General features: G+C 58.5%; 15 protein-coding genes. 6 read left to right on the top strand and 9 right to left on the bottom strand.

The window, feature by feature from the left end; all coding sequences use genetic code 11:
• Positions 1-7: 7 nt before the first annotated feature.
• From trbF to VDQ28_RS01405, 5 genes are all read left to right on the top strand, one after another.
• Positions 8-712 (top strand): conjugal transfer protein TrbF, encoded by a 705-nt coding sequence (gene trbF, locus VDQ28_RS01425; RefSeq protein WP_323012435.1) that lies wholly within the window; start codon positions 8-10, stop codon positions 710-712.
• Positions 709-1,701 carry a P-type conjugative transfer protein TrbG gene (trbG, locus tag VDQ28_RS01420; RefSeq protein WP_323012436.1) on the top strand — a complete coding sequence of 331 codons (993 nt, stop codon included), beginning with the start codon at positions 709-711 and terminating at the stop codon, positions 1,699-1,701. Before trbF ends, trbG begins: the two co-directional genes overlap by 4 nt.
• A gap of 2 nt (positions 1,702-1,703) precedes the next feature.
• The gene (locus VDQ28_RS01415) at positions 1,704-3,014 is read left to right on the top strand and encodes a TrbI/VirB10 family protein (protein ID WP_323012437.1); all 1,311 of its coding nucleotides are present in this window, start codon (positions 1,704-1,706) and stop codon (positions 3,012-3,014) included.
• Entirely contained in the window at positions 3,011-3,271 is a 261-nt protein-coding gene (locus VDQ28_RS01410) for a DUF2274 domain-containing protein (RefSeq protein ID WP_323012438.1), read from the top strand. Before VDQ28_RS01415 ends, VDQ28_RS01410 begins: the two co-directional genes overlap by 4 nt.
• A gap of 240 nt (positions 3,272-3,511) precedes the next feature.
• The gene (locus VDQ28_RS01405; RefSeq protein ID WP_323034342.1) at positions 3,512-4,336 is read left to right on the top strand and encodes an Abi family protein; all 825 of its coding nucleotides are present in this window, start codon (positions 3,512-3,514) and stop codon (positions 4,334-4,336) included.
• A 291-nt stretch (positions 4,337-4,627) separates the two neighbouring features.
• Here VDQ28_RS01405 and VDQ28_RS01400 read toward each other — a convergent pair whose 3' ends face one another.
• The 9 genes from VDQ28_RS01400 to VDQ28_RS01360 form a co-directional block, all read right to left on the bottom strand.
• Positions 4,628-5,314: a protein-methionine-sulfoxide reductase heme-binding subunit MsrQ gene (locus VDQ28_RS01400; protein ID WP_323012440.1), complete on the bottom strand. Its 687-nt coding sequence runs from the start codon at positions 5,312-5,314 to the stop codon at positions 4,628-4,630.
• Between the two features lie 8 nt (positions 5,315-5,322).
• Positions 5,323-6,285: a protein-methionine-sulfoxide reductase catalytic subunit MsrP gene (gene msrP / locus VDQ28_RS01395; protein WP_323012441.1), complete on the bottom strand. Its 963-nt coding sequence runs from the start codon at positions 6,283-6,285 to the stop codon at positions 5,323-5,325.
• The gene (locus VDQ28_RS01390; RefSeq protein ID WP_323012442.1) at positions 6,204-7,790 is read right to left on the bottom strand and encodes a heavy metal sensor histidine kinase; all 1,587 of its coding nucleotides are present in this window, start codon (positions 7,788-7,790) and stop codon (positions 6,204-6,206) included. The genes msrP and VDQ28_RS01390 overlap by 82 nt, the downstream gene beginning before the upstream one ends.
• Positions 7,787-8,458 carry a heavy metal response regulator transcription factor gene (locus VDQ28_RS01385; RefSeq protein ID WP_323012443.1) on the bottom strand — a complete coding sequence of 224 codons (672 nt, stop codon included), beginning with the start codon at positions 8,456-8,458 and terminating at the stop codon, positions 7,787-7,789. Before VDQ28_RS01385 ends, VDQ28_RS01390 begins: the two co-directional genes overlap by 4 nt.
• A 52-nt stretch (positions 8,459-8,510) precedes the next feature.
• Positions 8,511-8,819 carry a high-potential iron-sulfur protein gene (locus tag VDQ28_RS01380; RefSeq protein ID WP_323012444.1) on the bottom strand — a complete coding sequence of 103 codons (309 nt, stop codon included), beginning with the start codon at positions 8,817-8,819 and terminating at the stop codon, positions 8,511-8,513.
• 66 nt (positions 8,820-8,885) lie between these two features.
• Positions 8,886-9,893, bottom strand: a complete 1,008-nt coding sequence (locus VDQ28_RS01375; protein ID WP_323012445.1) for a YncE family protein — start codon at positions 9,891-9,893, stop codon at positions 8,886-8,888.
• Positions 9,894-10,035: 142 nt separating this feature from the next.
• On the bottom strand, positions 10,036-10,251 hold the full coding sequence (locus tag VDQ28_RS01370) for a hypothetical protein (protein ID WP_323012446.1): 216 nt from the start codon (positions 10,249-10,251) through the stop codon (positions 10,036-10,038).
• Positions 10,252-10,410: 159 nt separating this feature from the next.
• Positions 10,411-10,926, bottom strand: coding sequence for a rhodanese family protein (locus VDQ28_RS01365; protein ID WP_323012447.1), 516 nt, complete (start codon positions 10,924-10,926; stop codon positions 10,411-10,413).
• 4 nt (positions 10,927-10,930) lie between these two features.
• On the bottom strand, positions 10,931-11,245 hold the full coding sequence (locus VDQ28_RS01360) for a metalloregulator ArsR/SmtB family transcription factor (RefSeq protein WP_323012448.1): 315 nt from the start codon (positions 11,243-11,245) through the stop codon (positions 10,931-10,933).
• 63 nt (positions 11,246-11,308) lie between these two features.
• Here VDQ28_RS01360 and VDQ28_RS01355 point away from each other — a divergent pair, with 63 nt between their 5' ends.
• The gene (locus VDQ28_RS01355; protein ID WP_323012449.1) at positions 11,309-12,229 is read left to right on the top strand and encodes an MBL fold metallo-hydrolase; all 921 of its coding nucleotides are present in this window, start codon (positions 11,309-11,311) and stop codon (positions 12,227-12,229) included.
• Positions 12,230-13,207 lie beyond the last annotated feature (978 nt).

The raw sequence follows: 13,207 nt of genomic DNA, 5'->3' as shown, positions 1-13,207 counted from the left end.
AACCCTCATGCGTTTCAAACGACCGCTGGTGCGTTATGCCGAATCACCGCAACCGGCCACACCTTACCAATCTGCCGCCCAGGTCTGGGATGACCGTATCGGTTCGGCGCGGGTGCAAGCCAGGAACTGGCGGCTGATGGCCTTCGGTTGCCTGCTGTTGGCGCTGCTCATGGCCGGTGGCCTCGTGTGGCGCTCGATGCAGTCCATCGTCACGCCTTATGTCGTGGAGGTGGATAACGCGGGCCAGGTGCGCGCCGTGGGGGAAGCCGCCACGCCGTACCGGCCCAACGATGCACAGATCGCTCACCATATTGCGCGTTTCATCACACTGGTGCGCTCGCTATCCATCGACCCCATCGTGGTGCGCCAGAACTGGCTGGATGCCTATGACTACACCACGGACAAGGGGGCCGCTGTGCTGAATGACTACGCACGGGTGAACGACCCCTTTACCCGTATCGGCAAAGAATCGGTGACGGTGCAGATTAGCAGCGTCGTGCGCGCCAGCGACACGTCCTTCAACGTGCGCTGGACGCAGCGCCGTTTCGTCAATGGTACGTCCGCCGGTCTGGAGCGTTGGACGGCGGTGGTGTCTATCGTGCATCAGCCGCCGCGCACCGAAGCGCGTTTGCGCAAAAACCCCCTGGGGCTTTACGTCAATGGCCTGTCGTGGAGCCGTGAACTCGATTCGTCTGAAGGAGCCCAGCGATGATGCCGTCTTTACGCTTTTACGTTTTTCCGTTGACCTTGATTGCCCTGGCGGGCTGCGCGACCCAGGGTAAGCCACCGCCTGCCATCTCGCTTGATGAACCAGTGCAGGCCGAACTATTGCCGGAACCGCCTAGCCCGGTCGAAGTGATTGCCGTGCCTGAGCCTCTGGCGCTGCCAGCGCAACTGAAACCCTTGCCGGGAACGGATGCGGGCCAGCCTACGCCGGAACCAGCCGATGAAACTGTACGGGTGTCCCGCGCCAATGCCGAAGCCCGTGTCGCGCCCACCCGCGAGGGTTACGTTAATGCCATTCAGGTCTGGCCCTACAGCGACGGGGCGCTTTATCAGCTCTATACCGGCGTGGGCCGCGTGACGGTGATTGCGCTGCAGCCCGGCGAGGAGCTGGTGACGGTGGCTGCCGGCGACACGGTGCGCTGGATTGTAGGCGATACGTCCAGCGGCAGCGGCGCAGACCTGCGCGTGAACGTCCTGGTCAAACCTATCCGCTCAGGCTTGAAGACGAATTTGGTCATCACCACCAACCGCCGCACTTATCTGCTTGAGCTAACTTCCACCGAAAAGACGTGGATGGCGTCGGTGTCCTGGGAGTATCCGAAGGATCGGATGCTGGCCCTGCAGCGTCAGAATCAGGCCGCACAAGCTACTGCGCCGGTGGATACCGGGCTGGCGCTGGAAAAGCTGCATTTCCGCTACACGGTCAGTGGCAGCAATCCGCCCTGGAAGCCGCTGCGCGCCTTTGATGATGGGCAGAAGGTCTATATCCAGTTTCCGGTTGGCATCGCTCATGGGGAGCTGCCGCCGCTCTTTGTGATCGACGCTGCAGGCGACGGCCAACTAGTCAACTACCGTTTCCGTTCGCCGTACTATATCGTGGATCGGCTGTTTGGTGCGGCCGAGCTGCGCCTGGGCGGTGATCGGGGCGACGTGGTGCGCATTGAGCGCACCGATGGCGTGGCTCGGAGGAACTGAGCATGAGCGAGGAACATACACCCGATAAAGCCTCACCCCAGGCGGCGGATAAGGTGGCCCCTGAAACCGTGGCGCTGCGCGCCCAGCCACGACCCGTCACGCGGCTGAACCGCCGCACACTGGCTTTGCTGGTAGGCGGGCTATCGGTGGTGGTGCTGGGTGCCACTATCTGGTCGCTGCAACCCCAGCGGCGCGGCGCAGGCGCACAGACCGAGCTTTACAACGTAGACAGGGTGTCAAAATCGGAAGAGCTTGATGCCTTGCCTGCGGATTATTCCATGCTACCTACACAAGAATTGCCGCCCGATGTGCCGGAACTCGGGCCGCCGCTGCCGGGCGACCTGGGACCAGCCATCGTGAACAGCCAGCAGCCAGCGGTTGCCACCTATGCGCCACCGGGCGTTGACGCTCAAGCCGCCGAACGCGAAGCGCGGCGCAAGGAGGCCGAAGCGGCCGCCGCCTCGCCGGTCTTTTTCCGTACCGGTCAGGGGCAGTCTGGCCAACCTTCGGCGGCGGCTGCGCAGGCCATGCCGGTGGCGTCGGGGACGGATAGTACCTTGGCCGCCTTCGACCCGTTGGCCGCGGGGCCAGCCTCGACAGCGGCGCAATCCACCGATCCCACTGCCGCACAGAGCCGGCAAGACGAGAAAGAGGCGTTCCTGCAATCCAGCTCTACGCAAACCCGTAACTCTGGCAATCTGCAATTGCCCGCCTCGCCGTATCAGGTCATGGCCGGTACGGTCATCGCCGCCGCGCTGGTAACAGGCATCAAGTCCGATCTTCCGGGTGACGTGATCGGCACCGTCACCGAACCTGTTTATGACTCTGCGACCGGCAAGTACCTGTTGATTCCGCAAGGATCGCGTATCCTGGGCCGCTACAACAGCCAGGTCAGCTACGGCCAAAGCCGGGTTCAGGTCGTGTGGCACCGGATCATCCTGCCCGATACGTCTTCGCTCACCCTGGATAACCTGGTTGGCACCGACCCGGCGGGCTACGCCGGCCTGGAAGATGATGTGGACTGGCACTGGGATCGCATCATAGGCGGTGCCGTGCTGACAACGCTTTTAGGCGTCGGCGCCGAACTGGCCGCGCCGGAAAATCGCCAGGACGGCGAGCGCATTATTATCGCCGGACGCGACAGCGCCCAGGACAGCATCAACCAAGTCGGCCAGGAAATGGCCCGGCGCAACATGAACATCCAGCCCACCTTGACCAGCCGACCCGGCCTGCCGGTGCGCATCATCGTCAACCGCGATCTGGTGCTGCGGCCATACCAGCCATTCTTCTTCAACAAGGGAGCATCACAATGACCACCACCCGAAAACTGCGGCTCGGGCCGTTGCCCAAGATCGAAACCATCAAACTGACCTTTGCATGCCCGGCCAGCCTGAAAGCCGAGCTGGAGCGTTATGCATCGCTGCATGCGCAGACGTATGGAGAAACCGTTGATGCCGCGACGTTGATTCCACACATGCTGGAAGCATTCATGGCGGGAGATCGCGGGTTCAAAAAGGGCGGCGTGCGCAAGGCAGCGCCATCAACGGAGATGTTGTCACGAACGGCTTGACACCAGCTTTTCTTGGTCTTTCGGCTGTTGGTCTTTCGGCTTGTGTGTGACGAGGTAGTTGGGTTAGAATTGACTTAACACACCCGCCACACGTCCTATCTTCGGGTAGGGTTCTGCTCTATGCAGACGTGCAAAAGGCGGGTTTTTTGCATCTATACCATGGCAATAAATTGCGTTCCATTCAATAAACCAGCATCTTCGCCGGAGCAGCTTCTCCAGAAGTTGGAGCGGCAAGGATTGGTGGTGGATGACGCTAGGCGTGAGTGGGCGCTCAGTTATATGCGTTTCGTGGGCGGATATCGTCTCAAAGGATACTGGTATCATCTGGTCGATCCGGTCACCAAGGCCTTTCCGGCTGGCCATCGGTTTGAACAAATCGTCAGTCGCTGCGAGTTCGATAGAGAGTTGCGAGCCCTCACCATGGCAGCCATCGAGCGCTTGGAAATTGCGGTGCGGGTTGTGATGGCAAACTACCTGAGCCTCAAGCACTCGCCACATTGGTTCCTGGATGCCAGTTTGTTCAGACAAGGACGCCGCCAAGGCGCGGCCGAACTTGTAGTGAAGATCGAGGCCGAGGTGGAGCGGGCCCGCGACAAGACGTTCGTGAAGCATTATTTCCTACGGTACAGTACGCCACGTCTTCCGCCCAGTTGGTCGGTGTGTGAGTGCGTGACATTTGGGCTTTGGTCTAGAACCTACCAGTTGCTGAAGAATCCGAATGATCGCAAAGCAATTAGCCGACGCTTCAATATTGACGCGACCGAGGTATTTGAATCGTGGATTCACACCTTGACGGTTGTACGTAATATGGTGGCCCACAGTGGGCAACTTCTTCGCGTGACACTCGGAGTTGCACCCAAGGATTATCGCAAGGCAGGCATTCGCTTTTCCGATTCAAAATCGTTCTATGCCGTGGCGACGGTCATCAATTATCTATGGCGCCAGACAGGTCTGCCGCAGGCGTGGCCGGATCAGTTGAAAGAGTTATTTACCAGGTATCCGGAGGTGAACTTGGCTGAGATTGGTTTCCCGGCAGATTGGAGCAACCAGCCGGGTTGGCTGTAATCGCTTCTCGACACAGCGCTCTCGGTCATGGCAGCGCGGCTGATCCGACCGCATACCTGCTGCGATGGCCCCGCGAGGCACGCCCGGTCCGAGATACGGTGTTGATTAAGGAGATCCCGCCGCGCGCCGGGCAACTACACCCGAGAGGCTGGTGTCGGGTGGTATCGGAGTTGAGGAGGCGAGCTGATTGGTCAGTACTTTCAACGAAATATCGATAAAAACTCAATGCTAACCGTGTGTGTGAATGGGTATGGTGGTGGTCATGGAGCCATCTACGAAATTGAGATGGTTTCAACTCGCATGCGTGGTTTTAGGTCTGACCCACCGTGCTATACGCACGGACAGTAGTGCGAACAGCGTCCAGGCGTACAGTTGTGGCTCAAAGAAGTCGTTTTTTCCGGCCCGCATCCAGATAAAATGCCAAACAGACAGGATGGCGGCAGGATAGACCAGCCAATGCAGGCGCATCCACCACCCGCCCAGTCGGCGAATCCAGCCGTGGGTCGAGGTGACGGCAAGGGGTATCAGGCAGAGGACGGCAAGGGCGCCTATGCCGATGACGCTGCGTTGCCACAGGTCGACCCACATGGCCAGCGGTGCTGCTCCCCGGTCCCAGAGTGCCCAGGCGATGACGTGCAGGATAGTGTAGAAGAATGCGTATAGGCCAAGCTTTCGGCGGTGGCGCGCCAGACCATTCCATTTCGTGATCCACCGGATAGGGGTTACACAGAGGGTCGCCCAGAGCAGTGCCAAGGCCCAGATGCCACTGGATCGCGTCAGGAATTCCTGCGGGTTCGCGCTCAGGCTGCCCAGGTACCCGAGCACCACCCAGCGCAGAATAGGGAATAGTCCGAATAGGTGAATGCTCAGGCCGAGCGTGAAGCTGCCGCCTTTTCGCCTGGGCGGTGTTGTTTGGGCTGCGGCGGGCCTGTGGACATTTGACCGGGCTCGTTCGGATCGTATGTCGTGATGTGACATAAGGTACCTTAGAAATTCTGCCGCAGGTCCATGCCCTGGTACAGCGCGGCCACGTCTTTCCCGTACCCATTGAAGGGCTGCGTCGGAATGCGGGCAGCGAACAAGCCCGAGCCGATGCGCCGCTCGGTGGCCTGGCCCCAGCGCGGGTGGGGGACACTGGGGTTCACGTTGGCATAAAAGCCGTATTCCCGCGGGGCCGCCCGCATCCAGCTCGTGGTTGGTTGCGTGGATTGCAGGTGAATCCGTACGAGTGATTTACCTGATTTGAACCCGTACTTCCAGGGGACGACAATGCGCATTGGCGCACCATTCTGCGCGGGCAGTTCGTGGCCGTAAAGCCCGAATGTGAGCAATGTGAGCGGATGCATGGCTTCGTCCATTCGCAGCCCTTCGACGTAGGGCCAGTCGAGGATGCCTTGTCGCACGCCCGGCATGGCTTTGGGCTGTACGACCGTGGTGAAGACTACATATTTCGCCGCCTCCGTCGGTTCGATGTGCTTGAGCAGATGCGAAAGCGAATAGCCGATCCAGGGGATCACCAGAGACCACGCTTCGACACAGCGCAACCGGTAGATGCGCTCTTCGAGCGGCGCGAGTTTACGCAAGTCATCAATGTCCAGGGTCATCGGCCGGCGCACTGCGCCGTCAATCTGCACCGCCCACGGGGTCAACTGCATTTTGCCGGCATATTTCGCGGGGTCGCCCTTTCCGGTGCCGAATTCATAGAAATTGTTGTAGGTCGTGATGTCCTGCCAGCTGTTGGCAAGTTCGTCGGTGGACCATTCGGCGTTGCGCGAGGCGGGGAGCACCGGGCCTGTGGGGCCAGTGTCTGATACTGCCGACGCTGCCTGAGATGTTCCCAAAGCGAGTGGTGCAAGCGCGGCGCTCTTCAGGAGCCGCCGCCGTCCTTGCCAGACGGCTTCGGGGGTGATTTCGGACGGCACGATGTCCGTTTTCCAGGGATGGCGCATGATGGTTCTCCTGTGTGTTGGGAACGTGACATCGGACCTGTGCGAATTCGGCGGCGGGAAGCGTGGTGGTCCGCGTGTCCCAGGCCGCTTAGGGTTGATTCCATTCGTTCGACCGGAAAATCCAGGCAGAACAGAATCCGCCCGTCATTGCAAGTTTCAACCCGAGCACCGCCGCCGTGGATGTCCATGATAGCGGCAACGATGGCGAGGCCCAGGCCATTGGATTCGGTGGGGAGGCTGCGCGAGGCGTCTCCGCGATAGAAGCGTCTGAACATGCGTCCGGCTTCCTCCTGTGTCACGGGAGGGCAGTGGTTTTCGACGGCGACTGTAAATCCCTGCCGATCGGCGTATGCCGCCAGGCGTATCCGAGTGTCTGCGTCTCCGTAGCGGATCGCGTTGATGACCAGGTTGTTGACAGCACGCCGGCACATGACAATGTTTGCGTAACCGGTGCCATCTGCTTCGACGGCGAACGACATGCCGCGTTCGTCGGCCAGGCCTTCAAAATATTCCGCTATTTTTTCCAATTCCTGCGCAAGCGCGATGGGCTGGCGTTCCAGCGCGATTGCATTGTGGTCGGCACGCGACAGGAAGAGGATGTTTTCCACAATGTGTGTGATGCGCGTCAACTCTTCAAGATTGGAGGCGAGCAGCGCTTCGTAGTCGGCGGCGCTTCGTGGCTGCGCCAGCGCCACCTGGGTTTGCCCCATCAGGACATTGACCGGGGTGCGTATCTCGTGGGCGAGATCAGACGAGAATTGGGACAGGTGTTCATAGCCCGATTGAATGCGGTCCAGCATGGCGTTGCACGAACGGGCGAGCTGGCGCAGTTCAGAGGGCATGTCTTCTTCCGGCAAGCGCACCGCGAGGTTGGTGGATGACACCTGCCGGGCGCGTTTTCCCATCACTTCCAACGGACCCAGGCCGCGCTTCAGGAATAAAAAGCCCAGTATCGAGCTCAGTAGCGCGGCTAGTGCGATCGCGCCCATGACGCGTAGCCAATAGGCCTTGAGCATTTGCGACTCTTGCGTCATGACGTAGGCGGCCGTGATCTTGACCGTACCGTCTTGACCTCCTACTTTGGCCAGTGCCGAAACCCAGCGCACACCGACGCCGTCGGCGCGAGTTCCGGCGCGCAGCGCGTCGATGCCGACGTCCTGATCCACTGGAACGGCCGTCAAAGAAGGGATCGTCATGTGTCCCGGGTTCACATCGATGAATGGCTTTTCCCCCACGCGCTGGAAGATGCGTACGTCCTGCTCGTTGCCCAGCATGCTTTCGAACAGGTCGGGGCGTTTTTCCATCTGTCGGATGTTGTAGAGATCCTGGAGCAAGGTGCGAAAGCGCTCCACACGGCCCACGAGTGTGTAGTCTGCACGGGTTTCGAGTGCCTGCTTTGCCTCGGCGTACAGATAAAGTCCCAAGCCGGAGACCACCATGCAGGAGACGATGGCGAAAAGAATGGCGGTGCGTGCCGTGAGTGACTGCAGCAATGGATGCTTCACGGCTGCTCCGCCAGCATGTAGCCGATACTGCGTACTGTGTGAATCAGCTTTTGATCGAAAGGGGTATCGACCTTTGCACGCAGGCGCTTGATCGCGACATCCACCACGTTGGTGTCGCTGTCAAAGTTCATGTCCCAGACCTGCGAGGCGATGACGGAGCGCGGCAATGCTTCCCCCTGCCGCTGCAAGAGCAAGTGCAAAAGCATGAATTCCTTGTTTGTCAGCGTGACCGTGACGCTGCCCCGTGAGACTTTGCGCCGAATGGGGTCCAGCGCCAAGTCTGCAAGCCGTAGCGTCGTAGGCTCATGCGTGACGCCCCGCCGCAGCAGCGTCTGCACCCGTAGAACCAGCTCGGTAAAGGAAAATGGCTTGACCAGATAGTCGTCCGCACCGAGTCGTAGGCCATGGATGCGGTCTTCGACCTGGTCCCGCGCAGTGAGAAAAATAACCGGCACGTCCGAGAGCCGCCGTATTTCCGCCATGACCTGCCAGCCATTCTTTCCAGGTAGCATCACATCCAGGATCAGTAGCTCATAGCGCTGTTCCCGGGCAAGATGCAGGCCGTCGATGCCGTTGCGTGCTAGATCCACGTGGTGGCCCGCCTCGGACAGACCTTTCTGAAGATAGTTTCCCGTTTTTATGTCGTCTTCAATGACGAGGATGGCCATGTGCAAGCCTCTATCGTAAAAGGGATTATCTTATCAACTCTGAATCTGGCCCTCAGTCGGCGGCGTAGGCGAGGCACCATCCCATGGGACTGATTTCGCCCGCCACGACAAGACAGGCGCCGGGTGCGCCGGAAATTGATCCCGGCGTGAAGTTGGCGCAGTTGGCGCAGAAGGATGTGCCGTCAGGGTGATCCTGGTATTTCACTGCGGCTTTGCTGGCTTTGCCCGGAGGCTGCGCCGCAAAGGAAGGGGAGACGCCCAGCAGCCCCGCAAGCGGGAGCGCTGCTACCGTGCCGGCGGTCAGGGCGAGCTTGCGTAAGGCCTGGCGTCGTGGAATGACGCGCGGATGCGTATTTTTCATGAAGGGTTTCCTGTGTTTCAACAGTCAGGTGGCGGTGCGCGGCACCACCTTGCCGATCCGGGATGATTAGTCGTTTCCCACGACGGAGATCCAGAAAGGCACGTCGCCCTTGGTGGGGACTTGCTTGACGACGTCCAGTGTGTTGGCGTCTATGACGGCGATCTGATTGGTTCCAGTGATGGATGCGTATATCCAGTGCCCATCGGCGCTGGCCCGCACGCCGTGCGGCCCCTGGCCGACATCCACACGTTTGACGACCTGCATGGTTTTTGGATCGATGACATCGACGAGATGATCCGCGATCGCGCCGGTGACCACGTACTTGCCGCCCGGTGTGACATCAATGCCGCCGTGGCCCAGGCCGACCGGGATGACCGCTTTCACCTTGTGCGATGCAATGTCCACTGCGGCGACTTTACCGACAAAGTCTCGCACCCAGAGCGTCTTCTCATCAGGCGAGAGGTCAAGATTGTGCGGGCCCTTTATGCCAGGAACGGGGATTTCGTCCACCTTCTTGAGCAACGACATGTCCAGCACCGCTACGCCCGTGCCCCCTTGCAGGGTGACGTACGCCATTTTGCTGTCGCGCGTGAATCGAATGTTGTGGGGCGTTTTACCAACGGTAATCGTCTTGACTAATTTTCTGGTCTTCAGGTCAATGACCGATACGGTATCTTCACCGGCCGCCACAGCCATGCCCCAGCGTTCATCAGGGCTGATGGCGACGCCTTGGGGCACTTTGCCGATTTTGTAGGTTGCCAGCTTTTGGCCGGTCTGTGCGTCCAGCAGATAGGCCTCTGGCTGATCCTTGCTGCTCACCATCAGTAGTTTGCCGTCGGCTGAAATGGCATCGTAATGGGCCGTAGGCAACCCATCCAGGCTGTTGGATGTTGCCATCTCTTGCACAGCGTTGGCTTTGGTTAGAGTGATGTAAACGGGCTGCGGAAACGGGTCGGCGGATGTTGCGGCTTGTACACCCGAAATGCCTGTAGAGAGCGCGAAGGCCAGGGCGAGGCGATACGCGGACCGGCGAAAGCGAGTAGCTGTGGCTTGCTGGTGATTGTTTACTATCATCGTGGCTCCTGAAAATGATTGCGCGCGACGCGTTGATCTGAGTCAAATGCGTGTCGTGCCTTGCATCTTAGGGTTCACGTTCTGTCGACAACATGGCATTCTGGTGACAAAATTGTCATAAAGGTGTGGTTATCGCAGCCAGTTATTTATTGTCCAAGTAATAGATGTCAAGGATCATCCAAATTTCCGCACTCGACAGTTTCACGCGTAAGCCGCATCGGGTGTTTACTCTGTGGCCGCGCTGACGCAGCATTGACAGGCCTATGTTGATCATCAGCAAACGCGAACCATCGACGATCTTGCCAAGTTGTGCGCGCAAAGCCGCATCGATGACGCCGGCCACAGCAAAGGCTGCCACACACCACCACTGCAGCGAAGCTGGTCGCTACCTGGATAGAGTCGGTCCACCGCGTTGACGGGTAGCGACACAGCGAGGATTGCCGGCAAAGCCCAGTACAATCCCGATCAGGCTGTCTGTGGCGAGCGTGAGGTGTATCTCCGCTATCCGCGCTTCGGGTCAGATCGCCATACGGCGATTCCACGGCATGCGCCGCAGCAACCGCGCCATCCCGCACCAGCCCGTTGCTCCGGCAATCATCATTCCCGTTCCGACAATCGCGGGTAGAACGAAGAAGCGCGGATCGACGAGGAACCCGAAGACTACCCCCAGCAACGTCAAGCCTCCGGCGCAAAGCTGTACTTGTCGCATCAGTTCCAGCGGTTGACCTTGATCGCGCTCGACTTTCAGTCCGGCGCGGCGCCACGCATCAAGCCCACCTTCAATGATGTAGCACGGTGCGCTGGTCGCGCCGACCAGACGGGACGAATTGGCCTGAGTGCGTGCGCCGGAACGACAGTGGAAGATGACCGGGCGATTGTCGGTTTCGAGGCCATCGATCTCGGTCATGGGGACATTGACTGCTTCGGCTATGTGTTCGCGCATATATTCGTCACGGTCGCGAATGTCGATGAGTTTGGCCCCTGTGTCGATCAGGCGCCGCGCCTCGGCCGGGGGGATGGGGATCATGGTCATCGGGTCAATCCTTACAATAAAGTTGATAGAGTGTTGCCAGCAGTGTCTCAATCTGGGGGTCGGCCACCCGATACCACAATGTTTGGCTTTTACGGTGAAAGTCCACGAGTCCTTGCTCACGCATTTTGGCAAGATGCTGCGAGAGCGCCGACTGCGAAAGGTTCACGTCCAGGGCGAGATCCCCGACTGTTCGTTCTTTGTGTTCGATCAGTTTGCACAGCACCATCAAGCGGCGAGTGTTGCTGAGCGCTTTCAAGGTTTGTGCGACAGTACCCGCCTTTTGTTCGAACGTTGCGAGATCCATGGTGACTTCGAACATTAAAAGACCTTTTTAATTAGACAATTCTAATTTAGCATGTTCTAATATAATTAGCAAGCATTTATGGAGATTGCCGTGGTTGCCGAACCCATCATCGAAGCGTTCTTTGACAAACATACCCATACGATCAGCTATCTGGTCGTGGAGCCCGTCGCATGTGTCGCCGCTGTCATCGACCCGGTTTTAGGCTTTGACATGCCCAGCGGCGAGGTTGACACCACGTCCGCAGATCATATTCTCGCGCTGGCAAAGGCAAAGGGGTGGCGCATCACCATGGTGCTCGAAACGCACGCCCATGCCGACCACTTGTCGGCTGCTTCCTACATCAAAGAGAAGACAGGCGCACGGGTTGCCATTGGCGAGCACATCCAAGAGGTGCAGAAGATTTTTCGTCCTGTTTTTGCGCTTTATCATCTGGAGGCAGACGGGTCCGATTTCGACCAGCTTCTTGCCGAGGGTGATCGGATCGAACTGGGGGCGCTGGAAATACAGGTGCTGCATACGCCAGGTCATACCCCCGCCGATATGACCTATCGAATCGGCAACACAGCGTTTGTCGGCGATACTTTGTTCATGCCAGATTACGGGACGGCGCGCACAGACTTTCCGGGAGGCGATGCGCGCGCGCTCTATCGATCGATTCGTCGTCTGCTTGACCTGCCCGGCGGCACGCGGCTGCTTCTTTGTCATGATTACACGGGGCCGGACCGAGAGGAGCATCGCTGGGAGACGACGGTGCGCGAGCAGCGTCAAGCCAACATCCATGTGAACGACCGTATCACCGAAGAGGAATTTGTAGCAATGCGGCAGGCGCGTGATGCGACGCTTTTAGTGCCGAAGCTGTTGTTGCCGTCCATACAGGTAAACATCTGCGCGGGGCGCTTGCCTGACGCGGACGAAAATGGCGCCCGATTTCTGCGTATACCACTCAAGGTCAAGAAAACGACGGGGCAACTGTCGCCTGCGGAACTTGGGAAGACATAGTCTGTCGGAGTAAAAATTGTAAGGTGTGAATGGCACTAGCGAAATCCTTTCGCATCATGTGCCGCGACAGTGCCGCGCTAACTCGTATCGGACAAGACGTTGTAGCGCGTTTGAGCGTACTGCATGTGAGAGCTATATCGTACTCCGAGGAACGAGAGCATGGTCCAGCACAATATGCCTGCATACGCCAGGATATGCCATAAGTTGACGGTCAAATTCTTGGGACAAATTTGGGACAATTTAGTCGCCAAAACACGCCAATTCATGCCCATAACAAGTCAGGGAGGGGTGGGGCGTAGCTTTCTTTAATTATTTGATTCTAAAGTGATATTTTGTATTTTTGTCCCTGAGAATAGCTGCTCTTGATCCACCATGGGGGTGTGGCCGGAGAGATCTTGGGTGGTCATGCGCAGGGGCTGTCTATGTAGGGTGGGAGAGGCAGACCGTATTATCGTTCATGGGGGGAGTGGGTGTGTGGGGACATTCTTGGCGCACAGGTTTGTGCCCAATCCCGTCAGCCTTTGGAACCTATATCAGTGTGTTCGAGCGTAGGGTATTAGTGGGCGAGAGGAAAACTAAATTGATAGTTTTTTTCGTAGCTCTGATATTATATTGTTACATACAATAACATCATAGTAATAGAACCTTGGGGTAAGGCAATGTTGCGACAACGACAGGTGAAGAGTTCTTCGGCAATTGCCAGTATTCCCTTCCATGTCTGCCCGGCGAAAGTCTTCCCCACGCCCGTGGGGGTGTTTCCGGCTGCGATGGCTACGGGTCTACGGGTCTACGGTCTTCCCCACGCCCGTGGGGGTGTTTCCGATTTGCGCCGCCCAGTTGGGGGAAAGTGACAGTCTTCCCCACGCCCGTGGGAGTGGAACTACGTTCTATTGATGCGTGGTGCGGCGACTATCTGGTCTTCCCCTTTAGTAGGGCCATTCGCTGTTACACGTGCAATCCAATCGCCACCAAAACCCT

Origin of the sequence: Pararhodobacter sp. (assembly GCF_034676545.1) — a bacterium.
In the GTDB taxonomy this organism is placed as follows: domain Bacteria; phylum Pseudomonadota; class Alphaproteobacteria; order Rhodobacterales; family Rhodobacteraceae; genus Pararhodobacter.
This window is presented reverse-complemented; position numbering and strand designations above follow the sequence as displayed.

What these genes read in the sequence shown, in the direction of transcription:
- trbF (WP_323012435.1), top strand. Translation starts at nt 8, where the DNA reads ATGCGTTTCAAACGACCGCTGGTGCGTTATGCCGAATCACCGCAACCG.
- trbG (WP_323012436.1), top strand. Translation starts at nt 709, where the DNA reads ATGATGCCGTCTTTACGCTTTTACGTTTTTCCGTTGACCTTGATTGCC.
- VDQ28_RS01415 (WP_323012437.1), top strand. Translation starts at nt 1,704, where the DNA reads ATGAGCGAGGAACATACACCCGATAAAGCCTCACCCCAGGCGGCGGAT.
- VDQ28_RS01410 (WP_323012438.1), top strand. Translation starts at nt 3,011, where the DNA reads ATGACCACCACCCGAAAACTGCGGCTCGGGCCGTTGCCCAAGATCGAA.
- VDQ28_RS01400 (WP_323012440.1), bottom strand. Translation starts at nt 5,314, where the DNA reads ATGTCACATCACGACATACGATCCGAACGAGCCCGGTCAAATGTCCAC.
- msrP (WP_323012441.1), bottom strand. Translation starts at nt 6,285, where the DNA reads ATGCGCCATCCCTGGAAAACGGACATCGTGCCGTCCGAAATCACCCCC.
- VDQ28_RS01385 (WP_323012443.1), bottom strand. Translation starts at nt 8,458, where the DNA reads ATGGCCATCCTCGTCATTGAAGACGACATAAAAACGGGAAACTATCTT.
- VDQ28_RS01380 (WP_323012444.1), bottom strand. Translation starts at nt 8,819, where the DNA reads ATGAAAAATACGCATCCGCGCGTCATTCCACGACGCCAGGCCTTACGC.
- VDQ28_RS01375 (WP_323012445.1), bottom strand. Translation starts at nt 9,893, where the DNA reads ATGATAGTAAACAATCACCAGCAAGCCACAGCTACTCGCTTTCGCCGG.
- VDQ28_RS01365 (WP_323012447.1), bottom strand. Translation starts at nt 10,926, where the DNA reads ATGACCATGATCCCCATCCCCCCGGCCGAGGCGCGGCGCCTGATCGAC.
- VDQ28_RS01360 (WP_323012448.1), bottom strand. Translation starts at nt 11,245, where the DNA reads ATGTTCGAAGTCACCATGGATCTCGCAACGTTCGAACAAAAGGCGGGT.
- VDQ28_RS01355 (WP_323012449.1), top strand. Translation starts at nt 11,309, where the DNA reads ATGGAGATTGCCGTGGTTGCCGAACCCATCATCGAAGCGTTCTTTGAC.